20 protein-coding genes are annotated in these 23,280 nt (G+C 69.2%); 10 read left to right on the top strand and 10 right to left on the bottom strand.

Features of this window, described 5'->3' with window-relative positions:
• Nucleotides 1-16 precede the first annotated feature (16 nt).
• Nucleotides 17-1,108 (top strand): EamA family transporter RarD, encoded by a 1,092-nt coding sequence (gene rarD, locus WFH44_RS04680; protein ID WP_336712160.1) that lies wholly within the window; start codon nt 17-19, stop codon nt 1,106-1,108.
• Between the two features lie 68 nt (nt 1,109-1,176).
• On the opposite strand, the gene WFH44_RS04675 is transcribed toward rarD, so the two are convergent.
• From WFH44_RS04675 to WFH44_RS04660, 4 genes are all read right to left on the bottom strand, one after another.
• Entirely contained in the window at nt 1,177-2,061 is an 885-nt protein-coding gene (locus WFH44_RS04675; protein WP_336712159.1) for a universal stress protein, read from the bottom strand.
• A gap of 171 nt (nt 2,062-2,232) precedes the next feature.
• Entirely contained in the window at nt 2,233-3,618 is a 1,386-nt protein-coding gene (gene gabT / locus WFH44_RS04670) for a 4-aminobutyrate--2-oxoglutarate transaminase (RefSeq protein ID WP_336712158.1), read from the bottom strand.
• A gap of 174 nt (nt 3,619-3,792) precedes the next feature.
• Entirely contained in the window at nt 3,793-3,930 is a 138-nt protein-coding gene (locus WFH44_RS04665) for a methionine/alanine import family NSS transporter small subunit (protein WP_264795707.1), read from the bottom strand.
• Nucleotides 3,927-5,504 carry a sodium-dependent transporter gene (locus WFH44_RS04660; protein WP_336712157.1) on the bottom strand — a complete coding sequence of 526 codons (1,578 nt, stop codon included), beginning with the start codon at nt 5,502-5,504 and terminating at the stop codon, nt 3,927-3,929. The genes WFH44_RS04665 and WFH44_RS04660 overlap by 4 nt, the downstream gene beginning before the upstream one ends.
• 123 nt (nt 5,505-5,627) lie before the next feature.
• Between WFH44_RS04660 and WFH44_RS04655 the strand changes: the two genes are divergently transcribed.
• The 4 genes from WFH44_RS04655 to WFH44_RS04640 all read left to right on the top strand — a co-directional run bounded on the left by WFH44_RS04655 (nt 5,628) and on the right by WFH44_RS04640 (nt 9,568).
• The gene (locus WFH44_RS04655) at nt 5,628-7,055 is read left to right on the top strand and encodes a PucR family transcriptional regulator (protein ID WP_336712155.1); all 1,428 of its coding nucleotides are present in this window, start codon (nt 5,628-5,630) and stop codon (nt 7,053-7,055) included.
• 38 nt (nt 7,056-7,093) lie between these two features.
• Nucleotides 7,094-7,714 (top strand): putative glycolipid-binding domain-containing protein, encoded by a 621-nt coding sequence (locus WFH44_RS04650; protein ID WP_336712153.1) that lies wholly within the window; start codon nt 7,094-7,096, stop codon nt 7,712-7,714.
• A 167-nt stretch (nt 7,715-7,881) separates the two neighbouring features.
• Nucleotides 7,882-8,313, top strand: coding sequence for a hypothetical protein (locus WFH44_RS04645; protein ID WP_336712152.1), 432 nt, complete (start codon nt 7,882-7,884; stop codon nt 8,311-8,313).
• A 424-nt stretch (nt 8,314-8,737) separates the two neighbouring features.
• A complete protein-coding gene (locus tag WFH44_RS04640) occupies nt 8,738-9,568 on the top strand; it encodes a DUF559 domain-containing protein (RefSeq protein ID WP_336712151.1) in 831 nt (276 codons plus the stop codon).
• Nucleotides 9,569-9,712: 144 nt separating this feature from the next.
• Here the strand turns inward: WFH44_RS04640 and WFH44_RS04635 are convergent, their stop codons facing one another.
• Genes WFH44_RS04635 through WFH44_RS04625 form a run of 3 tightly spaced genes read right to left on the bottom strand, consistent with a single transcriptional unit; the run spans nt 9,713 to nt 12,896 of the window.
• On the bottom strand, nt 9,713-10,810 hold the full coding sequence (locus tag WFH44_RS04635; RefSeq protein WP_336712149.1) for a polyprenyl synthetase family protein: 1,098 nt from the start codon (nt 10,808-10,810) through the stop codon (nt 9,713-9,715).
• Nucleotides 10,811-10,819: 9 nt separating this feature from the next.
• Entirely contained in the window at nt 10,820-12,133 is a 1,314-nt protein-coding gene (locus tag WFH44_RS04630) for a geranylgeranyl reductase family protein (protein ID WP_336712146.1), read from the bottom strand.
• 1 nt (nt 12,134) lies between these two features.
• Nucleotides 12,135-12,896 (bottom strand): demethylmenaquinone methyltransferase, encoded by a 762-nt coding sequence (locus tag WFH44_RS04625; RefSeq protein WP_336712144.1) that lies wholly within the window; start codon nt 12,894-12,896, stop codon nt 12,135-12,137.
• Between the two features lie 104 nt (nt 12,897-13,000).
• Here WFH44_RS04625 and WFH44_RS04620 point away from each other — a divergent pair, with 104 nt between their 5' ends.
• The 4 genes from WFH44_RS04620 to WFH44_RS04605 all read left to right on the top strand — a co-directional run bounded on the left by WFH44_RS04620 (nt 13,001) and on the right by WFH44_RS04605 (nt 16,874).
• Nucleotides 13,001-14,305 (top strand): isochorismate synthase, encoded by a 1,305-nt coding sequence (locus tag WFH44_RS04620; RefSeq protein WP_336712142.1) that lies wholly within the window; start codon nt 13,001-13,003, stop codon nt 14,303-14,305.
• Between the two features lie 142 nt (nt 14,306-14,447).
• Nucleotides 14,448-15,254: a basic amino acid ABC transporter substrate-binding protein gene (locus tag WFH44_RS04615; RefSeq protein WP_336712140.1), complete on the top strand. Its 807-nt coding sequence runs from the start codon at nt 14,448-14,450 to the stop codon at nt 15,252-15,254.
• 72 nt (nt 15,255-15,326) lie between these two features.
• A complete protein-coding gene (locus WFH44_RS04610; RefSeq protein ID WP_336712139.1) occupies nt 15,327-16,112 on the top strand; it encodes an amino acid ABC transporter permease in 786 nt (261 codons plus the stop codon).
• A gap of 3 nt (nt 16,113-16,115) precedes the next feature.
• Nucleotides 16,116-16,874, top strand: a complete 759-nt coding sequence (locus WFH44_RS04605; protein WP_336712138.1) for an amino acid ABC transporter ATP-binding protein — start codon at nt 16,116-16,118, stop codon at nt 16,872-16,874.
• 165 nt (nt 16,875-17,039) lie between these two features.
• Here the strand turns inward: WFH44_RS04605 and menD are convergent, their stop codons facing one another.
• The 3 genes from menD to WFH44_RS04590 form a co-directional block, all read right to left on the bottom strand.
• Complete coding sequence (gene menD, locus WFH44_RS04600; protein WP_336712137.1) at nt 17,040-18,884, bottom strand: 2-succinyl-5-enolpyruvyl-6-hydroxy-3-cyclohexene-1-carboxylate synthase; 1,845 nt, start codon at nt 18,882-18,884, stop codon at nt 17,040-17,042.
• 157 nt (nt 18,885-19,041) lie between these two features.
• Nucleotides 19,042-21,069 carry a PhoX family protein gene (locus WFH44_RS04595; RefSeq protein WP_336712905.1) on the bottom strand — a complete coding sequence of 676 codons (2,028 nt, stop codon included), beginning with the start codon at nt 21,067-21,069 and terminating at the stop codon, nt 19,042-19,044.
• Nucleotides 21,070-21,220: 151 nt separating this feature from the next.
• A complete protein-coding gene (locus tag WFH44_RS04590) occupies nt 21,221-22,243 on the bottom strand; it encodes an o-succinylbenzoate synthase (protein WP_336712136.1) in 1,023 nt (340 codons plus the stop codon).
• 111 nt (nt 22,244-22,354) lie between these two features.
• On the opposite strand from WFH44_RS04590, the gene WFH44_RS04585 reads away from it, so the two are divergent.
• Complete coding sequence (locus WFH44_RS04585; RefSeq protein WP_336712135.1) at nt 22,355-23,263, top strand: phosphatase PAP2 family protein; 909 nt, start codon at nt 22,355-22,357, stop codon at nt 23,261-23,263.
• The last annotated feature ends 17 nt before the right edge of the window (nt 23,264-23,280 follow it).

Below are 23,280 nucleotides of genomic sequence, written 5' to 3'. Positions count from 1 at the left end.
CGCCGGAGATGATGTTATGAGCCTTGTGCCTCATAACGACGGCGTCAGCGCCTCCCTGCCAGATTCTTCCCTGACCGCTGCGGCGGCTGTGCCTCCTGCCAACGTAGGTGCGGACGCGGGGCGGGCCGCCGGCGCACTGCCGGCCGCGGGGCCGCCCCCGGCATCCCGACCGGACGCCGCCGGCCGTGGCAAGGGCCGCCGCCCGCGCAGCGAGGCCAGTGTGGGCCTGGCCTTCGGACTCGCCGCCTACGGCATCTGGGGCATCCTGCCGCTGTACTTCGCCACGCTCGATCCCGCCGGGCCGCTGGAGATCGTAGCCAACCGGATCGTCTGGTCCCTGCTCTTCTGCGTGCTGCTGATGACGGCGATGCGCAGCTGGCGCCCCTTCCTCGTGGCCGTGCGGAACCGCCGCATCCTGGGCATTCTCTCGCTCGCGGCCCTGCTCATCGCCATCAACTGGTTCACCTACACGGTCGCCGTGCTGAGCGAGCGCACCGTGGAAGCCTCGCTGGGCTATTTCATCAACCCGCTGGTGTCAGTGCTGCTGGGCGTGTTGTTGTTGAAGGAAAAGCTGCGCCGGGCCCAGTGGGCCGCGCTCATCGTCGCCTTCATCGCGGTCCTGGTGCTGGCCTTCGGCTACGGCAACGTCCCCTGGCTGTCGCTGGTGCTGGCGCTGAGTTTCGGTTTCTACGGGCTGGTCAAGAAAAACGTCGGCAGCAGGGTGGATGCGGTCTCCAGCCTGAGCGTCGAGACGCTGGTCCTGACACCCGTCTCCGCCGTGATCATGGGCGTGCTGCTGGTGCAGGGGCAGGCGACGCTGATGGACAACGGACCGGGCCACTTCTGGCTGATGGCTGCCGGCGGCCTGATCACCGCCCTGCCGCTGCTGTTCTTCGGGGCGGCCGCCCGGAGGCTGCCGCTGAGCACCGTGGGTCTGCTGCAGTACCTGGCGCCCCTGCTGCAGTTCATCACCGCGCTGTTGGTCTTCCACGAACCGATGCCTCCGGAGCGCTGGGCCGGCTTCGCCCTCGTCTGGCTCTCGCTGGTCATCCTGACGGCGGACATGGTCGTGGCCTACCGCAAGGCGCCCCGCCCCGTCGCCGCGTGACCGCCGTCGTATCCTAGCGCCGCCCCGCGCGGCCGCCGTCGTCCCCCGACCTCTCGGCGCGGACGCCGTCAGACGTGCGGCACCCGCCGCTCGCCCGCCCCGTGCTCGTGGGGGCGCGGCACAACGACCATCGGCACCGGCAGCGCCCGCAGCACCTTCAGCGCCGTGCTCCCCAGGAACAAGCGGTTGTGCTGGGCGAGCCGGCCGGAGCCGATGATGACCAGTTCGCCGTCTTCCCAGTCCAGCGAATCGATGGCCTGCTCGATGCTCCGCCCGTGCGCCACGGTCACCGTCGCCGTCCCTTCCAGCAGCTTGGAGGCCGCCTCGGCCAGCACGGAGTTGGCGTGCAGGTGGGCCTGGTGGATGGCCTCGCCGGAGTCGGAATGCTCATGGGTGTCCAGCGCGACCAGGGAGACCAGGCGCAGCGGCAGCCCGCGGCGGGAGGCAGCGGACACCGCGACGTCCCGCGCCGCCTGTGCGCCGGGCCGGTCGCCAATGAAGGCCGTGAGCCGCGTCAGCGGTCCCTGGTTCTGGTAGCCCCGCGGGGCCAGTGCCACCGGCACGGGTGAGGCGTGCAGCAGCGCGTTGGCCACGCTGCCGATCGTGAAGCGCTTGAAGACGCCGGACGAGGCGGCGCCGATGACGATTAGGGCCGCCTCGTCCTCGTGGGCGGTCTTGATCAGGCCCTCGGAGAAGGAGTCGGCGTCCACCACGCGGAAATCGGCCTCGACATCGGACGGCACGAGCTTCAGCGCCTTCCGCCGGGCGTTCGTTATCTCCTGTTCGCCGGCCCGGATCCGGCGGCCGCGCGGCTGGACCGAGACAAAGGGGGCGTTCTCGGGAACCACGTAGACGATGTCCAGCCCCACCCCCTGGGCCCGGGCGATAGCGACGCCCAGGGCGACGGCATCAGCCCCGCGCTCATCCGGCTGGTATCCGACGACATAACGCATGAGTCACTCCCCCTCGCGGCATCTGGTGGAACAGACTCTACCGTCAGGGTGCCGACAAATCATCAGGTCAGCGGGCAGCCGAAAGGGGCAGGCGCACCACTAATCGGTGCCCCTGCCCCTCACTGTCGCTGCGGTGGGCGGCCCGGGTCGGGCCGCCCTGCTAACGGCTCCTTAGGCCGCTTCGCGGATGGCCGCCTCCAGCACGTCCAGCGCGTCGGCCAGGAGCTCGTCGCTGATGACCAGCGGCGGGAGCAGCCGGATGACGTTGCCGTAGGTGCCGCAGGTCAGGATCACGACGCCGGCCTTCAGGCACGCGTTGGCGATCGCCTTGGTCGCGGCGGCGTTGGGCTCCTTGGTGGTGGCGGCGGTGCCGGCCTGGACAAACTCCAGCGCCAGCATGGCGCCGCGGCCGCGCACCTCGCCGATGATGCCGTTCTCCCCCAGTTCCTCGGCAAGCCTGCGCAGCCGGCCCATGACCTGCTCCTCGATGGCCCGGGCCCGGGCGTTCAGGTCCTGCTGCTCCATGGTCTCGATCGCGGCCAGTGCGGCCGCGCAGGCTACCGGGTTGCCGCCGTAGGTGCCGCCGAGGCCGCCGGGATGCACGGCGTCGAGCAGGTCGGCGCGGCCGGTGATCGCGGACAGCGGCATGCCGCCGGCGATGCCCTTGGCCATGGTGATGATGTCCGGGACGATGCCCTCGTGGTCGGAGGCGAACCAGGCGCCGGTGCGGCAGAAGCCCGCCTGCACCTCGTCGGCGATGAAGACGACGCCCTTCTCCTTGGCCCAGGCCGCCAGCGCCGGCAGGAAGCCCTCGGCCGGGACGATGAAGCCGCCCTCGCCCTGGATTGGCTCGATCAGGATGGCGGCGACGTTCTCGGCGCCGATCTGCTTCTCGATCATGGTGATGGCGCGGCGGGCAGCGTCCTCGCCCTTCAGCTCCGCCTCTTCACGGAACGGGTAGCTCATCGGCACCCGGTAGATCTCCGGGGCGAAGGGGCCGAAGCTGCCGGCCGGGCTGGACTTGTAGGGATTGGCCTTGGCGGTCAGCCCCATGGTCAGGTTGGTCCGGCCGTGGTAGGCGTGGTCAAAAGCGACGACGGCGGTGCGGCCCGTGGCCACGCGGGCCACCTTCACCGCGTTCTCCACCGCTTCGGCGCCCGAGTTGAAGAGCACCGAACGCTTCTCGTGGTCGCCCGGCGTGAGCTGGGCGAGCTTCTCGGCGACGGCGATGTAGCCCTCGTAGGGGCTGACCATGAAGCAGGTGTGCGTGAAGTGCCCGACCTGCTCCTTGACTGCGTCCGCCACCGCCGGGTCGGAGGCACCGACGCTGGTCACGGCGATGCCGGAACCCAGGTCGATGAAGGAGTTGCCGTCGACGTCCACGATGATGCCGCCGTCGGCGTCCGCCACATAGACCGGAACACTGGACGCCACGCCGCCGGCAACAACCTTCGCCCGGCGGGCCGCGAGTTCCGCCGACTTCGGGCCCGGGAACTCGCCGGTGATCCTGCGCTTCTGTTCCAGCCGGTAGGTCGGCTGGGTGGTCTGCGTCGTCATCAGGGTGCCTTTCTTGCAAATGTTCAGGGTGCATCGGCGCACGGCGGGCGGCCGGCAATGCGGAAACACTGCCGACCTTATGCCCCGCCTCCGGCGCCGGGCCATGGCCCCTTGCACACAGATTCCCCCGCACCTTGGTGCATTTGTCCAGCGGCCCGGCTGCCGGCGCCGCGGCTACAGTTCGGGAGCGTGGTCTTCCGGCATCATCGTGTCGTCTTCGGGGTGGCGCTGCAGGTTCAGCAGGGCGAGCGCCAGCCCGCCCCAGACGGTCAGGATGGCGATGATCAGCATAATGATCGAGGCGGTGCTCATCGGGCGGCCTCCTTCCGGGCGTTGGCTTCCGCGTCCAGGACGGGATGGTTGGCTGCGGAACGGCTGCTCCACGGGATCAGCGACAGGATGAACGCCACCACGATGAGGGCGCCGGCCATGCCCCAGCCGAAGACGCCCACGAACCATGCCGGCATGTCGTTGTAGCCTTCCTGGATCCTGGCGATCAGCTCGTTGACCAGGATGTAGCCCAGGACGATCGGGGCGACCACGCCTGCCATGATGCGCCAGCCGAGGCCCAGCTTGATCGAGGACGTCTCATTGACGTGGCCGCCCAGCATGGGCAGTGCGCGGAAGCCGTAGGCGAGCATCAGCACCGCAACAAGCGCCGCCGCCATGATGCCGAAATTGTTGACGAAGGCGTCCGTGACGTCGAGCAGGTTCAGCCCGGTCGTCGTCGGGAACAGCAGAATGGACAGCACGGCCAGCGGCAGGCCCACGGCCATGGTTGCCGGCACCCGCTGCAGGCCCAGCTTGTCCTGGACGGCGGCAATGATGACTTCGACGATGCTGATCAGAGAGGTCAGCCCGGCGAACACCAGCGAACCGAAGAAGAGCACGCCCAGCAGGGTGCCCAGCGGGGCCTCGGAAATGATGGTCGGGAAGGCGATGAAGGCCAGGCCGATGCCGCCGGAGCCGGCGACCTCGCCAACCGGCGCGCCGGCCGAGTGCGCCATGAAGCCGACCGCCGCGAAGACGCCGATGCCGGCCAGGATTTCGAACCCCGAGTTGGAGAAGGCCACGACATACCCCGAGCCGGTCAGGTCGGTCTTCCGCTTCAGGTAGGAGGCGTAGGTGACCATGATGCCGAACGCCACCGAGAGCGAGAAGAAGATCTGCCCAAACGCCGCGGCCCATACACCGGTATCCGCCAGCGCGGCCCAGTCCGGCCGGAACAGGGCATCCAGCCCCTCGCCGGCGCCGGGCAGGAACAGCGCCTGCACCACCAGCAGCAGGAACATCACCAGCAGCAGCGGCAGGAAGATGATGTTGGCCCGGCCAATACCCTTCTGCACGCCGGCGGCGAGCACGAACAGCACGACGGCCCAGACCAGGACGAGCGGGATCAGGACGCCAGGCACGAAATCGAAACCGATGTTCACGTTATCGCTGACCTGCAGGAACTCGCCCAGGAAGAAGCCCTCGGGATCGTCGCCCCAGGCCTCGGTGACGGAGAAGATCATGTACATGGCGGCCCAGGCGATGATGACCGCGTAATAGACGGCGATGACGAAGCAGATGGCGACCTGCCACCAGCCCAGTCCTTCCGCCCGAGGGTGGAGCCTACGGTAGGCCAGCGGCGCCGAACCGCGGAACTTGTGCCCGACGGCGTAGTCCAGGAACAGCAGCGGAATGCCGGCGGTCAGCAGTGCGACCAGATAGGGGATGATGAAAGCGCCGCCGCCGTTCTCATAGGCGACGTACGGAAAGCGCCAGATGTTGCCTAGGCCGACGGCGGAACCAATCGCCGCGAGGATGAAGACTTTTCGGGTGGACCAGGTTTCCCTCTTGGGACCGGCCTCGGGCGTCGCTTGTGGGGACGCGGTGTTACTCATCGGAACCTCATTGTGTTGTCCGCGGGTGATCCCGACCATCCTAGTCAGCCGCCTTACCTCCCCATGCACGGCCCTACGTACGCCGCAGTGCGGATGCACAAAGATTCCCCGTATAGTGGCCTCATGGCTGTCACTCTCGCCAATCTCCTGGCCAGCAAGTCGCTCCACCTGCGGGTGGCCGGCCACGCCTCCGGCAACCCGGACGCCGTCGTGACCTGGGTGGCCACCACCGAGCTCGAGGATCCGCTGCCGTTCCTCAGCGGGGGCGAAGTCGTCCTGACCACCGGCCTGCGGCAGAAATCCGCCGCAGCGCAGCGCCGCTTCGTCACCCGCGTGCACGAGGCCGGTGTGGTCGCCGTCGGCTTCGCCCTGGGCCTGAGCCACAGCAAGATCCCGCCGGCGGTCCTGGCCGAAGCCGACCGGCTCGACCTGCCCGTCTTCGAGGTCCCCTACGAGACACCCTTCGTCGCGATCAGCCGGATGGTGGCGGACGCGATTTCGGCGGACCACTACGGCAAGCTCGAACAGCTGCTGAAGGACCACCAGGCCCTGGCGTCCGCGCTGCTTGGCGGCGGTGGCCTTCCGGCCCTGCTGCGCACGCTCGCGACGACGCTGCGCACCGACGTCGTGCTGTCCCAGTACGGCACCCAGGTCTTCGCCTCCTCCAAGAAGCAGCACGCAAACTGGCACACGGTGCCCATCTCCACGGGGATGAAGGACCGCTGCACGCTGGCCCTCGCCGAGCCGTTCGAACGCAACGCCATCGTGGACTACGCGCAGAGCCTGATCAGCCTGGAACTGAACAACCAAGCCAAGCATCGCGAACGCGAACGCCGGACCAACGGACAGATCCTGCAGGACGTGGTGCGCGGGACCCTGCAGGGCCAGGACGCCGCGCTGCGGCTCGACAACATCGGCATCGACACCTCGCTGCGCCAGCAGCTCATCGTGGTGCAGGCCTCCGCGAACCACCGGCGCGCGCTGCGTACGCTGCCCCTTCCGGCCGGCATGGAGGGCACGATAACCGGCCTGCTCGACGACCGGCTGGTCCTCATCCTGCAGGACGCCGAGCCCGCGGAGGAACCCGGCCGCCGGCTCAGCGAGTATTTCCGCGAGGCAGGGCTGTCCGCCACCGTGGGCGTCGGCGGCGGCTATGCCCAGGCGAACGGCCTGCGCTGGAGCTACTTCGAAGCCAAGGAAGCGCTCAGCCACGGCCGGCCGCTCAACGTGCCGCAGCGGCTCTCGCTGACCTCGCTGCTGCTGGCCTCCGAGGACGTCCCGCTGGCCGACCTAGCCGCCGAGGCTCTGGACCCCCTGGTCGCCTTCGACGCCGCGCACGCCGGCCAGCTGATGTCCACGCTGGAGACCTACCTCGACCTCAACGGCTCCGTCGCCGCGGTCGCCGATTCCCTCGGCCTGCACCGCAACTCCGTGCGTTACCGGCTGGGCCAGATCGTCGACCTGACCGGCTACGACCCGGCCATCACCGCGGACCGCGTGCACCTCTGGCTCGCCCTGACCGTGCGGCGGCTGGAGTCCGAAGCCGGCTGACCCTTGCCATGCGGGCGCCGAGGCACGAGGCTGTGACCATGCACGAAACCCACGAATCCCGGACGCATGCCTGGCTCGGCGAGGACGACCCCAAGCGGGCCGACACCGCCACCATCAACCTCGAACCCGAGCGCCTCACCGCGCACGGCGCAACCCGCACGGCCGGCTACGCCGCCAGCTGGGCCCTGCGCTGCGGCGAGAACTGGATCACCGAGCATTTCGAGATTTCCGTCCATGGCCAAGGCTTCAGCCGGCACCTGTGGCTGGACCGCGCACCGAACGGAACCTGGAGCGTGCAGGCCAAGCAATCTGGCACCGCCGACCTGCCCGAGCCTGGCCTTGCGGACCCGCATGTCCTCGACCTCGCCCTCGACTGCGACCTTGAGGCCTGCCCCGCGACCAACACCATGCCGATCCTGCGGCTGGGCGCCGTGCACAACCCGGACGCCCAACACACGTTCACCATGGCCATGATCCACCTGCCCAGCCTGCAGGTCACCGCCTCGGAACAGAACTACAGCAGCGTCCGCACGTACGACGACGACTCCCGCACCGCCGTCGTCAACTATTCTTCCAACGGGTTCAGCGCGGACCTTGTGGTGGACGCCGATGGCATCGTGATCGATTACCCCGGGCTGGCGAAACGCCGCCGCAGCTGAAGCTTCCCGGCCCGCGTCGGGGCGGCGCGGACCGGGGCGAGGCGGCCAGGGGCGGGCGCATATGGCTGCTCAGCGGGACACACCCGCGCCGACGCGTAGGATGGTCTCGGGACCTCCAGCCCGCCCTTTTACCGTCCCCTTCTCCCGCCAGCCAAGGAAGCAGCAGCATGCCTGAAATGTTCGTTGACAAGTTCCGTTCCCTCGTGCCGAAGTACCTCGGCCGGAAATGGTCCGAAGAGGACGGCATCTCCTACGACGACCTCGAGGGGCTGCTCGGCGAGCACAAGTTCCAGGTCCCGCAGGCCCTGGTCGAGTTCTACCACGCACTCGGCGGCTGCGAGGACCTCATGGAGGCCCACGACTTCTTCTGGGACCCGGACGAGCTGGAGATCGAGGACGGCTACCTGCTGTTCCTCGACGAGATGGACGAAGAAGCCAACTGGGGCTTCCGCGAGGAGCACCTGACGGTGCCGGACCCCATCGTCTGGATCCGCACCAACACGAGCAACCAGGGCTGGCAGAGCGAGGATGCCACCTTCAGCGAGTTTGTCTTCGACATGTTCGACTGGGTCTTCAGCGACGAAGAAGACGACGACTAAGCCGGTCGCGGCATCCCCCTCGGCGGCCGGCGGAGCCGGAGTCCCGGGGTCCCTGGGCCCGGCAGTCGCCTCAGCGCCTCGCCCCCGGCGAACCGATCCGCACGGGTCTAGCGTCCTGACACAGCGCCGGAATCTGACAGATTATGGCGCGAACGTGCGGGTTTTTAGCAGCCTCCCCTTGCGCTGACCTGCGGTTTCATCGGACGCACCTGCAGAAAGCTTGCAGTTATCCGCCGCCCGTCTTGGGCGACTGACCCAACATGCCTTGTCAGCCGGGCTGGCGCGGCCAGCCGCAGGACGGGCACCGACCTCATCGGGCCGACATCGTCTGGTCTCTCCTCCACAGGCTGGTCGACCGGATTGTTGTCCCCACACCGGTCACCCGGGCAAGCGCACCAGCATTGTCCCGGGCATGGTGTGTGGCATGGAACTGGTTGCGCTGCTTCACTCGTTCGGGGATTCAGCGAGGGTCAAAGACCTGTTGGCGTCGGGCGCCTCGGAGCGCCAACTGCGCTCGGCCTTGGACGCGAAGGTGTTGTTTAGGCCGCGTCGGGGAATCGTCGCGTTGCCCGGGGCCAGACAAGATTTTCTGGCAGCGAGGATAGCTGGCGGGGTGCTCACCTGCACGTCTGCGGCGCTCCATCACGGGCTCTGGCAGCTCAGACCAGACGGGCACGTTCATCTTGCTTCGGTCCGGAACTGCCGCGAGCGGGAGGTCAGCCACGGGACTATATCTGTCCCTCCAATGCAGCGGCTGCCAGTAGCCGGACTGGTCGATGTCGTGATCCATGCGCTGCGCTGCCTGCCCGAGGATGACGCTCTGGTCATCGCTGAATCAGCCCTGAAGTCCGGCAACGTGGCACTGGAGGTGCTGAAGTTCCGCCTTCGAGGGCCACGGAACGGGACCGGCCGCCGGCGGCTTGAGCTCGCGGATGGACGTGCGGATTCGGCTCCCGAGGTCGTTGTCCGTGGAATGCTTCGGCGCGCGGGACTGGAGTTCAGGCACAGGGTCTGGGTGAAGGGCATCGGCGAAGTAGACTTCCTCGTTGATGGCTGGCTGATCATCGAGTTCGACGGCGCGGCCTTCCATATGGACCGCAAGTCATTCCGGCGGGACCTCCGCCGCAATAATGCTGGCGTGGTCCGCAGCTACGTCACACTGCGCTTCGTATATGAAGACGTGTTCGGAAACCCGGCGGGAATGCTCCGGGACATCCAGCAGGCGTTGCAGCGCCGCCCCAGGGGCGTGGCCTGAGTGCGACGGAAAAGAGCACCGTTTCAACGGCGTCCCGAATGAACGCGCAGGTCAGCGGATTGGGCGCCGGGATAAAGCGCGTCGGTTTCCGCCAAAGTCTGCGGCTTTCCGACGCCGTGCCGCCGCTGGGTGCGTCGGCGGCGGCTAGACGTCGCGGTCGACGACGGCTTCGGCGAATGCGGCCAGCGCGAACTTGACGGTGCTCTCCGGCAGCGGGTCCAGGGCGGCCTTGGCGGCGGCGGCCCATTCGCGGGCCGTGTCCCAGGACTGCTGGGTGACGGGGTGCTCGCGCAGGGCCTCGACGGCCTTGGCCAGGGCCTCGTCGGAGGTCAGGTCGGCGTCCACCAGTTCCAGCACGGCCGCGGCGGAAGCATCGCCGGCGGCTGCCGCCTTGCGGAGCAGCAGCACGGGCAGGGTGGGCACGCCCTCGCGCAGGTCGGTGCCCGGGGCCTTGCCGGACTTGGCTTTGAGGCCGGTCACGTCGATGACGTCGTCGGCCAATTGGAAGGCCACGCCAACGCGTTCGCCGTACTCGACCATCACATCGACCACGTCCTGGCCGGCGCCGGCAAACATGGCGCCGAGCTGGCCGGCGGTGGCAATCAGGGAACCGGTCTTGCCGCCGATGACGGACAGGTAGTGCTCCACCGGGTCCTCGCCGTCGCGCGGGCCCACGGTCTCCTGCAGCTGCCCCAGCACCAGGCGTTCGAAGGTTCGGGCCTGGATCAGCACGGCCTCCGGCCCCAGTTCCGACACCAGGATGGAGGCCCGGGCGAAGATCAGGTCGCCGGCGAGGATGGCCACCTGGTTGCCCCAGACCTCGTGGGCGGTGGGAGCACCGCGGCGGTAGGGCGCCGAGTCCATCACGTCGTCGTGATAGAGCGTGGCCAGATGCGTCAGCTCCACGACCACCGCGGCCTGCAGCACCTCGGCCACCGGCCCCTTGCCCAGCTGCGACGCCAGAATGGTCAGCAGCGGCCGGACGCGTTTGCCGCCGGCCTCCACCAGGTGCCGGCTGGTCGCGTCGGCGAGCGGGTCCGAATGCGCGATGGCCACCCGAAGCTGCTTCTCCACGCGCGCGAGGGCGGTGGAAACGGCCGGTCCGAGATCAGGATCCTGGGCCACGAGGCCGAAGCCTGCCGGGAGGTTCAGGCTTGAGGCGATGGCGGCAGTAGCCGTGTCCAGCTCCAGGGAATCCGGAACGTGGCCGGCAGGAGTCCAGCTCGGGTTTGCGTCAGTCACGGTTCAACACTAACTAATCGTCGGGACGGTTGGTCTGCGGTCAACGGTTGCGCCGCCGGTCTGGTTTGAGGCCTGCGGCGTAATTTTCTCCAGCAAATGAATAACTCTATCCTCAAAGCCCGCGCCGTTCGCGTCCGTCAGGTTGGCCAGCATGCGCACCACGAAGCGCATCAGCGGCGGGACGGGCATGCCGGTGCGCAGCGCCAGCTTCATGATCGCCGGCTGGCCGATCAGGCCGGCAAAGACCCGCCCGAGCGTGAAGTGGCTGCCCCACTGGCCCCGGATGATTTCCGGGTAGCGGGCCAGGACCTGCTCGTCCAGCTCTCCGGACCCCGACTGTGCGTCGATGATGAGCTCCGCCGCATACCGGGCCGACTCCATCGCGTAGGAGATGCCCTCGCCGTTGAACGGGCTGACCATGCCGCCGGCGTCGCCCAGCAGCAGCAGGCCCGGCGAGTAGTGCGGCGTGCGGTTGAAGCCCATCGGCAGCGCCGCGCCCCGCACCTGCCCCACTTGGTTCTCCTCCGTGAAGCCCCATTCCTCGGGCATCCCGGCGGTCCAGTCCCGCAGCACCTGCCGGTAGTCCAGCTTGCCGAAGGACTTCGACGAGTTCAGGATGCCGAGACCCACGTTGGACGTGCCGTCGCCGACGCCGAACACCCACCCGTAGCCGGGCAGCGGGTTCCCCTGGGCATCGGGCAGCTCCAGCCAGCCCTCCATCCAGTCATCTTGGTGCCGGGGGCTGGTGAAGTACGTGCGCACGGCCACGCCGAGCGGCCGGTCGTCCCGCTTTTCGATGCCGAGGCTCAGCGCGGTGCGGGCGGAGTTGCCGTCAGCGGCAAGAACGACGTCGGCAGTAAAGTCACGCGTGTCGCCCGTCTTCCGGCCGCGGTCGTCCAGGACGCTGGCACGCACTCCGGTGACCCGTCCGGCGTCGTCACGCAGCGCCTCGGACACCGAGTGCCGTTCCAGCACCCGGGCCCCGGCCGCGTCTGCATGCCGGGCCAGTTCCTCGTCGAAGCCAAGCCGGGTGCGAATCAGGCCGTAGTCCGGGAAGTCGGACAGCTCGGGCCAGGGCAGCTCCAGGCGGCGGCCGCCGGCGATCAGGCGCAGCCCGCGGTTGCGCCGCCAGCCGGCGGTTTCCTCGTGCGGCAGCCCCAGCAGCTGGATCTCGCGGACGGCGCGCGGCGTCAGCCCGTCGCCGCAGACCTTCTCGCGCGGGAAGGACGTCTTCTCCAGCACCGTCACTTCGATGCCGGCCTTGGCCAGATAGTAGGCAGCGGTCGACCCGGCAGGTCCTGCCCCGACAATCAGTACGGACACGTCAGCCGGCGGTCCTGGAACTCCGGCGGCGCAGCGCGGTTTGGGAGTCCGCGTTGGACGCGTCGGCGCGGCCCGGCTTTTCCGCGCGGTGGACGGCCACGATGCCGCCGCTGAGATTGCGGTAGGCGACGTTCTGCCAGCCCTCTTCCCTGATCCAGGCTGCGAGGCCGTGCTGGTCCGGCCACGCGCGGATGGACTCGGCCAGGTAGACGTAGGAGGCCGGGTTGGAGGAGATCTTGCTGGCAATCGCCGGCAGCGCCCGCATCAGGTACTCGGTGTAGATGGTCCGCCAGACCGGCAGGGCCGGCGAGGAGAACTCGGCGATCACCAGCCGCGCACCGGGCTTGGCCACCCGCAGCATCTCCCGCAGGGCCGCGCGCGGCTCGTTCACGTTGCGCAGGCCGAAGGAGATGGTCACGGCGTCGAAGGAGTTGTCCGCGAAGGGCAGGTTGGTGGCGTCGCCGGCGACGAAGTCGATGTCCGGACGGCGGCGTTTGCCCACCTCGAGCATGCCCAGGGAGAAGTCGCAGGCGACGACCTCGATCCCGGCGTCCGCGTACGGCTCGCTGGAAGTACCGGTCCCGGCGGCCAGGTCCAGGACCCGCTGGCCCGGCTTGGCGCCCACGGCATCGACCACCACGCGGCGCCAGCGGCGGGTCTGTCCCATGGATAGGACATCGTTGACCAGGTCGTATTTGGGGGCGACGTCGTCGAACATTGCGGCGACTTCGTCGGGGCGCTTCTCCAGGGATGCTCGGTTCACGGCTTCATTCTCTCAAAGTTTGCCCCGGCGGCCGAACCCGTGGTTCCGGCCCCGGGAGGCCGGTGGCGCTGCGGGTTCCGCCGAAGGGTACCCTTGAATCCATCATGACCTCCCTGCGCTCCGTCACCGTCGACCTCGGCGGGCTCTCCTCTTCCACCGGCATTCTGGATTACCTGGTGCGTGATGACGCGCACTGCTGGATCCGCCACGGGGCAGGGCTGGTGGCCTTCGGCGAGGCGGCCAGGTTCACGTCCTCCGGCCCGGAGCGGTTCAGCGACGCCGCCGAATGGTGGCAGGAGACCGCCCGGACGGCCGAGGTGGAAAACGTGCTCAGCGCTCCGGGCACGGGCCTGGTGGCCTTCGGCTCGTTTGCCTTCTCCAAGACGTCGGCCTACGAATCCCGGCTGATCGTTCCGCGCATCGTGGTGGGAGCCGACGAGTCCGGTTCCTGGCTGACCCTTATTACTAACGACGACGGGGCCGAGCCGACGGCCGACGCGGCCCGGGCCGAACTGGCCGGCTGGCTGGAGGAGGTCTCGCCCGAACACGGACCGGACGGCGCCGACACGCTGCATCCCGGACAGGTGTCCGAGGAGGCCTATATGGCGGCCGTCGCGGCCGGCGTCGAGCGCATTGCCGGCGGCGGCCTGACCAAACTGGTGCTTGCCCGCGACCTGGTGGCGGACCTGTCCTCCCCCATCGCCACCGCCCAGGTGCTCCGCGAACTGGCCGCGCGCTACCACGACTGCTGGACCTACAGCGTGGACGGGCTGATCGGTTCCACACCCGAGATGCTGATCAAGGTGGAGGACAACGTGGCGCGGGCGCGGGTGCTGGCGGGGACGCTGGACCGGGCCAACACGCACAAGATCGAGGGCGAGTCGGACGCGGCCTACGCCGAGCGGGTGCTGGCCGGCTCGGAGAAGCAGCAGCACGAACACGAGATCGCGATCGACTCGCTCACGCGCAAGCTCCAGCCCTATACCTCCGCCATGACCTCGCACAGCGAGCCGTTCGTGCTGGAACTGCCCAACGTCTGGCACCTGGCCTCCGACGTCTCGGCCGACCTCGCGCTCGACGGCGGCAGGACGCCGTCGTCCCTTAAACTCGCCGAGGCCGTGCATCCCACCGCCGCCGTGTGCGGCAGCCCCACGGAAGCCGCCGGGGACCTTATCCGCGAGCTCGAGCAGATGGACCGCGGCCCTTACGCCGGGCCGGTCGGCTGGACGGACGGTGCCGGCAACGGCGAGTGGGGCATCGCCCTGCGCGGGGCCGTCGTCGAGACCCCGACCCGTGTTCGGCTCTACGCGGGCTGCGGGATCGTGGAGGCCTCGACTCCCGAAGCGGAGCTGGCCGAGACGTGGGCGAAGTTCCGGCCGATGATCGAATCGCTCGGGCTCCGCCGCTGAGGCCGGGGCCCGGTTCCCTGACCCCGCCGCTGGTTACTCATAGGCAAAACCTGTAGCCTGTGGGGCAAGTCATAATGTGACGCTAGAATTACGTTTGTTTTGCCAGCTCTGCTAGATCGCTTCAAGTAAAGGATTGCCCACCATGCGGCTCACCATCTCCAAGTCCTCGCGGGTTGCTGTCCTATTGGCAGCCTCCGCCCTGGCCCTGACAGCCTGCGGCAGCGGCTCGTCCTCCGACGGCGGCAGCCAGGCCGCGGACAACCAGCTCGGGCTCGTGACTCCCGGAACCCTGACGGTCTGCTCGGACATTCCCTACCCGCCGTTCGAATTCGAGAAGGACGGCCAGTACACCGGCTTCGACATGGACATGGTGGGTGAAATCGCCAAGGGCCTCGACCTGGAGCTGAAGGTCCAGGACGTCGGCTTCGACGGCCTCCAGAGCGGCGTCGTGCTGAACGCCGGACAGTGCGACATGGGCGCCAGCGCCATCACCATCACCGAGGAGCGCAAGAAGAACCTGGCCTTCACCGAGCCCTACTACGACTCGCTGCAGTCGCTGCTCGTGCCGGCAGGCTCCGACATCAAGACCATCGAGGACCTCTCGGGCAAGTCCGTAGGCGTCCAGCAGGGCACCACCGGCGAGAAGTACACCCGCGAGAACGCGCCGTCCGACGCCGAGATCCGCGCCTACCCGTCCGACGGCGAGCTCTTCCCGGCGCTGCAGTCCGGCGGCGTCGACGCCGTGCTGCAGGACCTCCCGGTCAACCTTGGCCACCTGGAGAACGGCAAATACGAAGTGGTGCAGGAGTTCAAGACGGACGAAAAGTACGGCTTCGCCATGAAGAAGGAAGGCACCGAAGCCCTGCTCCAGGCCGTCGACGGCCAGCTGAAGGACCTGCGCGACAGCGGCAAGTACCAGGAAATCTACGACAAGTACTTCAAGCAGTAGCAGCCTCGGCTCCGCCCCGGACCACCAGCGTCCGGGGCGGAGCCCGTTCCCTGACCTTTGGAAGGCCACCTTGTGAAACCATCTGCCCGCCGGCGCCTCTTCCGCGGCGTGCTGTACGCCGTCTTCGTCATCGTCCTCGCCGCCGTGCTCTTCGCCGCGGACTGGGAGGCGATCCAGACCAACTTCTTCAACCCGCAGGTCGCGGCCGCTACCTTCCCCGACGTGATCGTTGTCGCGGCGAAGAACACGATCATCTACACGGCCATCGCGTTCGTCGGCGGCCTGATCCTGGGCCTCATCCTGGCCTTGATGAAACTCTCCCCCGTCGCACCGTACCGCTGGGTGGCCACGGGCTATGTGGAGCTCTTCCGCGGCCTGCCCGCGCTGCTGGTCATCTTCGGATTCGCCTTCGCCGTGCCGATCGCCTTCAATTGGCGGCCGCCGGGCGGCAGCGCCGGCGCGGGGCTGATCGCCCTGATCATCGTCTCCGGCGCGTACATCGCCGAGACCCTGCGTGCCGGCATCGAGGCTGTTCCCGCCGGCCAGCGCGAGGCCGCCCGGTCGCTGGGCATGAATCCGGCCTGGACCATGGTTTCCGTCGTGCTGCCGCAGGCCTTCCGCATCGTGACCCCGCCGCTGACCAACGAACTGGTCATCCTGATCAAGGACACCTCGTTGCTGTTCATCGCCGGCATGGCTCTGAACGAGCGGGAGCTCACCACCTTCGCACGCGACTCGGTCTCCCAGTCCGCCAACGCCACGCCGCTGGTGATCGCGGCGCTGATGTACCTGATCATCACCCTGCCGCTGACCCAGCTTGTCGCCAGGCTCGAACGACACAACAAGAGAGGCCGGTAAGCGATGGCCACCAATAGTCCGCTGCAGAAGGACCGTCCGGCGATCGAGGTCCGGAATCTCTGCAAGAACTTCGGTGACAACGAGGTCCTCAAGGGCATCGATTTCCACGTCGACCAGGGCGAGGTGGTCTGCGTGATCGGGCCCTCCGGCTCCGGAAAGTCCACCCTGCTCCGCTGCGTCAACCGGCTGGAGGAGCCCACCAGCGGCACGGTGCTGGTCGAGGGCGTGGACATCACGGACCCGGAGACGGACCTCGACAGGATCCGTACCCGGATCGGCATGGTCTTCCAGCAGTTCAACCTCTTCCCGCACCTGAGCGTGCTGCGGAACCTGACGCTGGCCCAGCAGCGGGCCAAGCGGCGCCCGAAGGCCGAGGCCGTCGAGATCGCGCGGAAGAACCTGGCCAAGGTCGGGCTGGCCAACCGCGAGGATGCCTATCCGTCCCAGCTTTCCGGCGGGCAGCAGCAGCGGGTGGCGATCGCCCGCGCCCTGTCCATGAACCCGGACATGATGCTCTTCGACGAACCCACCAGCGCCCTGGACCCCGAACTGGTCGGGGACGTGCTCGGCGTGATGCGCCAGCTCGCGGACGAGGGCATGACCATGATGGTGGTGACCCACGAGATGGGCTTCGCCCGCGAGGTCGGCGACCGCGTCGTCTTCATGGACGGCGGCGTCGTCGTGGAACAGGGCGACCCCAAGGACGTGCTCGGAAACCCGCAGCATGCCCGGACCCAGGCCTTCCTCTCCAAGGTCCTCTAGGCCCCGGGGGCCCTTTCCCGAGGCCTAGGCTCCCCTCCGGACCCGCGACTCCCCCCCTTTCGCTGCGTTGTGGAAATCCGCCGCCGTTTCAAACCGCCGGCAGATTTCCACAACGCAGCTTTTTTGACGCCGCGGCGCGGAGCAGGCGCGGCGCCGCCCGGACGATCAGGCCTGCTGCGGGACCAGCGGGGCGACGGCGGCGCCGACGGCGGCGGCGATCCGGGCGTGCAGGTCCCGGAGCCGGGAGCGGTCCGTCCGGATTTCCAGCAGGCTGCGCCCGGCAATGGGCTCCTGCAGCGTGGCATCCAGCCCGCTTTCATCCTCGACCAGGCGGTACCGCACGCCGTACGCGGTTGCCAGGGCCGCCAGGTCCACCCGGTGCGGCGTTCCGAAGAGGCGTTCGACGGCGGCGGTGTAGTTTGCCTCGAGCCCCACCTTCCCGTGTTCCAGCAGGGTGAAGATTCCGCCCCCGCCATCGTTGAGCACCACGATCTGCAGGGCCGGCTCCGCTTCCCCCGCGCCGAGGAAGAGGCCGCCGGGATCGTGCAGGAAGGTCAGGTCGCCCAGCAGCACCCGGGTGGGTTCCTGCGCCGCCAGCGCGACGCCGGTGGCGGTGGAGACCGTGCCGTCGATCCCGGCGAGCCCGCGGTTGGCGTGCACGAAGGCGGCCGGTTCCGCTGCGGCCGGGCCGAGAAGATCCACGTCGCGGATGGGGTTGGAAGAGCCGAGCACCAGCCTGCCTGCAGTATGGCGCCACACCGCCGCACCGACCCGCAGCCCGGTCAGCCCTGGTTCGGCGGCCAGCACCTGAGCCGCGGCCGCGGCTCCCGCGTCGCCCGCCTGCTGCCAGCGCTCCAGCCAGCCGTCAGGTCCCACGCCGGAGAAGAGGGACAGGTCGGAGGGTTCGTCGATGAGCCGCTCCCGGCGGCGCCCCGCGTCGAACCAGGCCACGGGCTCGGGCATGAAAAGCGCCGTCTGTACGTCCTCGCGGGCCAGCAGGGCGGCCACCGGCCGCGAAAGCGTCGGCCGCCCGAAGACCACCACCCGCTCCACCGCGGCTCCCAACTGGGCCAGCAGCATCCGGTAGACGCCCACGGCATTGGGTCCGAAGCGGGCGTTGGACGACGGCTCGGCCAGCAGCGGCAGCCGGTGCGCGCGGGCAAAGGCTTCCGCGTAGGCGCCGGCCCCGTGGCCGGCGACGACGACGGTGCGCCGCTCCTCGGCGGTTTCCACGGTCGGCACCGGCGCCCGCTTCGGCGCCTCCAAGGGTACGGGCGCCCTCAAGGGTTGGGACGCCGGGTCCCCGTCGACAGGAACAGCGCCGCTGCCCACCGCGACAGGCTCCCCCAGCCCCGCAGCCGGGCCGCCGCCGTCGTCAAGCAACGGCACCAGCGGATCCCGCAGCGCCAGATTAATGTGCACCGGCCCCACCGCTCCCTGGTGATGGTCCGGTCCGGCGGCCGCCGGGGCGCCCGGCGACGGCGTGGCCGCGAGGCTATGGATGTCCCTGGCACTGCCGGGCGCCGGGAGCGGAATGCCCTTGGCCGCCAGCAGGCCGACGGCCACCGGCTCGGCCGGGTCGGCACCGGCGGCGACGTCGACGGCATAGCGGACGTGGCCGCCGAAGATGCCGGGCTGCACCGTGGTCTGGTTGGCGCCGGTCCCACGCAGTTCCTCGGGACGGTCCGCGCTGAGCACCACGAGTTCGACGCCGGCGTGGTTGGCTTCCATCACCGCCGGCAGCAGCTCGCCCACGGCCGTGCCGGAGGTCGTCACCACCGGGACCGGCCGCAGCGAGCCGAGCGAGAGCCCGAGCGCGGTGAATCCCGCCGCCCGCTCGTCGATGCGCACGTGCAGCCGCAGTTCGCCGCGCGCCTCCGCCTCGGCCAGCGCGTAGGCCAGCGGGGCGCTGCGTGATCCGGGGGCGACGACGACGTCCCGCACCCCGCCCTCGAGCAGGGCGCGGACGGCGGAACGGGCGGCATCGATGGCATTGAGCGCGGCAGTCACGGTTCCATCCTAGGCAGACGGCCCCGGCGGGTCCGCCCGAGGCCCGGCCGCCAGCACGCAGCCAAGCACGAAGGCCGCGCCCACCCATCGGTGGACGCGGCCTTCGCGGCGAAGCACGGCGGCCGGAACCCCGGACGGGGCCGGCCGCCGTCGCGGGCTAGAATCCGGTCTTGCCCTTGTACATCTGGATCACGGACGGGCGGGGCAGGCCGCCCTTGCCCGACGGCGTGCCGGCCGGCAGGTAGTCCGGGAACAGCGAGTGCTGCTTGTCCCAGGAGCCGTCCTCGCCCGGGTGCTGGACGGCCACAAAGACCATCCCGTCCTGGTCGTGGATGAGCGGGCCGCAGGTCTCGGCCTCGGTCGGCACGGCCATGAACTGCTCCACCTTGCCGCGCTCCGGTCCTTCCAGCGTGACGCGGTACAGGGCGTCGTTGCGCTGGATGGTGCCCGGCTGGCCGTCGGTGGAAACCCACAGGTTGCCGACGGAGTCGAAGGCCACGTTGTCCGGGCAGGAGATCGGCTGGACCTTGTCCGCCGGGTAGCCGCCGAAGTAGACGCTTTCGTCCGCCGCCGGGTCGCCGGCCACGAGGAGGAGGTTCCAGGTGAACCCGGTCGAGGCCTGGTCGCCCGTCTCGGACAGCTCGACGATGTGGCCGTGCTTGTTGTTCGCCCGCGGATTGGCTTCGTCGGCCTGGGCCGCGGTGCGCTTGGTGTTGTTGGTGCAGGCCACGTAGACCTTGCCCGACACCGGGTTGACCTCGACGTCCTCCGGGCGGTCCATCTTGGTGGCGCCCATCTTGTCCGCGGCGAGGCGGGTGTAGACGAGGACCTGGTCGATGGACATGTCCGGTACCAGGGACTTGCCGTCCTTGGTCAGCTGGATCCAGTGTCCGGTGCCGTCGAAGGCGCCGTCGGACGGCAGCACGCCGGCGCCGTCGATCTGGTTGGCCGGCGAGTTGCCGGTGAAGCTGGCCACGAAGAGGTCGCCCTCGGTCAGCAGGGTCATGTTGTGCTTCTTGTCGCCCTCGACGTACTTGCCCTTGGAGACGAACTTGTACAGGTAGTCGAAGCGCTCGTCGTCGCCGGAGTAGGACACCACGTGGCCGGACTTGGCAATGGTGACATTGGCGCCCTCGTGCTTGAAACGTCCCAGCGCGGTGTGCTTCCGCGGCGTGGAGGTCGGGTCGAAGGGGTCGACCTCCACGATCCAGCCGAACCGGTTGTCCTCGTTCTTGCCTTCCGGCAGGTCGGTGTCGAGGCGGGTCTCCTCGAGGTGCCAGCCGCGGCCCGGGTTGGGATCGGTCAGGCCGTAGCGGCGCTGCTCAGCGGTCGGGTTGGAGACCTTGAAGTACTGGTTGAAGTTCTCTTCGCCGGAGAGGATGGTGCCCCACGGGGTGGTGCCGCCGGCGCAGTTGTTCTGCGTCCCGAGCACCTTGCGTCCGGTCGGGTCCGCCTTGGTCTTCAGCAGGCTGGAGCCGGCGGCCGGGCCGGTGAGTTCGTACTCGGTGTCGAGCAGGAAGCGGCGGTTCAGCTTGGCTCCGCGCACGTATTCCCAGGGCTGCCCCTTGCCCTTGCGGCGCAGTTCGACGACGCTCAGGCCGTGGGCGGCCATGGCGGTGCGGCGCACGTCCGAGGCCGACATGGTCGCCGGGAACATGATCGCTTCGTTGGTGTACTCGTGGTTGGAGAACAGCACCGCGCGCTTGCCGTTAGTGCCCGGGATCTCGAGGATGTCCAGGTAGTCGTTGTTGTAACCGAACTGGCCGGCCTGGGATTCCGGGCTCTGGTTCTCCGGATCGAACTCGGCGGAGTCGGCGAACAGCGGGTCGCCCCAGCGGATGACCGGCTTCCAGTTGTACCCCTTGGGCACCGTGACGTTGTCCACGGTCGCCTCGACGCCGTCGATGCCCGTGAACTTCAGCTTGCTGCCGGCTCCGGAGGCCACCTTGGCGGCCGGGGACAGGCCCGCGGCGGAGGTTGCGTTGGCCGCCGCGCTTCCGCCGAAGACCAGGGCGAGCACGCCCGCGCTGCTGACACCGAGCATGTTGCGGCGCGAGAACTCGGCGGACACGACATCCCGGAAATAGTTGTTGGCGGAGGTGTTGCAGACACCCTGCGCACAGGCGTTGCCGCATTTGAGCGCGCAGGTCACAGCGCTGCGCTTGCCCGAAACATGTCCCAGCATGGGCAGCAGACGCTTCTTGAGATCAGACACTTCAGGAGGCCTTCCAGATTTGAACGGTTAAGCAACGCCTCCCAAGTTCCCAGCCGAATCCGACCTTGAAGCCGAGTACAGGTGAACGCGGGGCAAACAACTCACGACGCCGGAGCGAACCTTATCGGTGCAGGGTTGCCAAACGCCGGTAGGTGCGGGACAGCCTCCCGGCCCACCATTCCTCCCTGTCCGGAGCGGCCCGGTACCGCCCGAGCAGTTCCGGATCCGCGGCCGCCGCGCGCACCGGCAGGGACCCGTCCACCGGGACCATCCGGTCCCGGACCACGTCACCGTCCATCAGGGCCACCGTGCCCAGGCCGCACGCGTACGGCAGATCCGGCAGGGCCGCCGCGAGCGCCACTCCGGCGCTGATCCCGACCGACGAGTCCAGCGCGGAGCTCACGACCGCGGGCAGGCCGGCCTCTGCGACGATCTTCAGGGCCCGCCGCACCCCGCCGAGCGGCTGGACCTTCACCACGATCAGGTCCGCGGCATCCTGGCGCGCCACCAGCAGCGGATCGGATTCCTTGCGCACGCTTTCGTCGGCTGCCACCGGCACCGCGATGCCCCTGCGGCGCAGTTCCTGCCGTACCCGGCGCAGGCCCGCGATGTCCGGCGCGGGCTGCTCCGCGTACTGCAGCCCGAAGGGGGCGAGCCGGGACAGGATATCGACGGCGGTGTCCGGGTCCCAGCCGCCGTTGGCGTCGACCCGCAGCGCCGCGTCCGGCAGCACGTCGCGGACCGCCGCCACCCGGGCCACGTCCTCGTCCGCGGTCTGGCCGGCCTCCGCCACCTTGACCTTCACGGTCCGCGGGCCGTCGTAGCGGGCGAGCACGGACGGCACGTCCTCGGGGCCCACGGCCGGCACCGTGGCATTGACCGGCACGCTCGTGCGCAGCGGCGGGGGGAAACCTTGCCACCCCGCCTCGATGGCCGCACCGAGCCACGAAGCCGCTTCGGCGTCGTCGTACTCCAGGAACGGTGAGAATTCCGCCCAGCCCGCGGGCCCCTCGAAGAGCATGAGCTCACGCTCCAGCACCCCGCGGAACTTGACCCGCATGGGCAGCGAGACCACGCGCGCCGCCGCCTGGAGCTCCTCGAGCGGAGGCAGCGGAAAACCGGTCTCGGGCTGGGGCGTCGTCACGGCTCCACTGTACGCCGTGCGCCTCCCTGCCCCGGCCATGGCCTCCCGTAGGGCCGCCGCCCCCGGTGCGGAATGGGCCTTCGCCCAGCTTGGTGTGGCACCCTTGAGTCGATGAACAATCGGCAGAAGCAGCAAACCCGGCCCGCTCTACGCCGCCGTCCGGGGCACAGTCCGTACCTGTTCTGGCTCGGCGCCGGCCTGTGCGCGGCTGCCTTCGCCTTCAACTACTACGCCCTGGTCCGGACCACCACCGGTCAGTTCGCCGACGAGTCCGCGTGGGCCGAAGCCGAAGCCGGCTGGAGCTTCGGACGGGGCGTCTTCCTCGACTTCCTGGACCTGCTGCCCGACGTGTCGGCGGTGGTCGCGGCCGTGGTGCTGGTCATCGTCGCGCTGGTGCGGCGCCGGTGGAAGGCCGCCGGAATCGCGGTCGGGGTAGTCCTCGCCTCGGCGGCAACAACGTGGATCCTCAAGAACCTCGTCCTCGACCGCCCCGACCGCGGCGTGCCCACGCTGGAGCACAACTCCCTGCCGTCGGGCCACACCACCATCGCCGCCGCGGCGGCGCTGGCCGTGTTCCTGGTGGTCTCGCCGCGCTGGCGGCCGTTCGCGGCCGCGGCCGGCGGGGCCTACGCGGTGCTCGCGGGAGCGGCCACGCTGATCAACGGCTGGCACCGGCCGTCCGACGTGGTGGCCGCGTTCCTGGTCGCGGGCTTCTGGGCGCTGCTGGCCGGGCCCGCGGTCCTGCGCTCGGGCGATACCTGGAACGATTTCCGGGGCTACGGCAGCCACTGGTCCTCGTCCCCGGTCTGGCCGCGGCTGTGCTGGCTGCTCGCGCTGCTGGGCCTGGCCCTGGCCGCCGGCCTGTACTGGATTGTCCAGCAGGTGGGCGCCGCTCCGGTCCCCGGGTCGGGGCGGCTGCCGCTGTTCTTCTGGGCCGGCATGGCACTGATCCTCGGCTGCGGCATGCTGATGAGCGCGCTGCTCACCTGGCTGTTCAGCTCGCAGACCCGGCGGCGCTGACCCCGGTACCCGGGGCT

It is taken from the genome of Arthrobacter sp. USHLN218 (genome assembly GCF_037144715.1).
Classification (GTDB): Bacteria; Actinomycetota; Actinomycetes; order Actinomycetales; family Micrococcaceae; genus Crystallibacter.
The sequence above is the reverse complement of the archived record's forward strand: the minus strand, read 5'-3'. Positions and strand labels throughout refer to the sequence as shown.

Bases quoted from the DNA above. Each gene is read 5' to 3' on its own strand.
- rarD (WP_336712160.1), top strand. From the start codon at position 17: ATGAGCCTTGTGCCTCATAACGACGGCGTCAGCGCCTCCCTGCCAGAT.
- WFH44_RS04675 (WP_336712159.1), bottom strand. From the start codon at position 2,061: ATGCGTTATGTCGTCGGATACCAGCCGGATGAGCGCGGGGCTGATGCC.
- gabT (WP_336712158.1), bottom strand. From the start codon at position 3,618: ATGACGACGCAGACCACCCAGCCGACCTACCGGCTGGAACAGAAGCGC.
- WFH44_RS04665 (WP_264795707.1), bottom strand. From the start codon at position 3,930: ATGAGCACCGCCTCGATCATTATGCTGATCATCGCCATCCTGACCGTC.
- WFH44_RS04660 (WP_336712157.1), bottom strand. From the start codon at position 5,504: ATGAGTAACACCGCGTCCCCACAAGCGACGCCCGAGGCCGGTCCCAAG.
- WFH44_RS04655 (WP_336712155.1), top strand. From the start codon at position 5,628: ATGGCTGTCACTCTCGCCAATCTCCTGGCCAGCAAGTCGCTCCACCTG.
- WFH44_RS04650 (WP_336712153.1), top strand. From the start codon at position 7,094: ATGCACGAAACCCACGAATCCCGGACGCATGCCTGGCTCGGCGAGGAC.
- WFH44_RS04645 (WP_336712152.1), top strand. From the start codon at position 7,882: ATGCCTGAAATGTTCGTTGACAAGTTCCGTTCCCTCGTGCCGAAGTAC.
- WFH44_RS04640 (WP_336712151.1), top strand. From the start codon at position 8,738: ATGGAACTGGTTGCGCTGCTTCACTCGTTCGGGGATTCAGCGAGGGTC.
- WFH44_RS04620 (WP_336712142.1), top strand. From the start codon at position 13,001: ATGACCTCCCTGCGCTCCGTCACCGTCGACCTCGGCGGGCTCTCCTCT.
- WFH44_RS04615 (WP_336712140.1), top strand. From the start codon at position 14,448: ATGCGGCTCACCATCTCCAAGTCCTCGCGGGTTGCTGTCCTATTGGCA.
- WFH44_RS04605 (WP_336712138.1), top strand. From the start codon at position 16,116: ATGGCCACCAATAGTCCGCTGCAGAAGGACCGTCCGGCGATCGAGGTC.
- WFH44_RS04595 (WP_336712905.1), bottom strand. From the start codon at position 21,069: ATGCTGGGACATGTTTCGGGCAAGCGCAGCGCTGTGACCTGCGCGCTC.
- WFH44_RS04585 (WP_336712135.1), top strand. From the start codon at position 22,355: ATGAACAATCGGCAGAAGCAGCAAACCCGGCCCGCTCTACGCCGCCGT.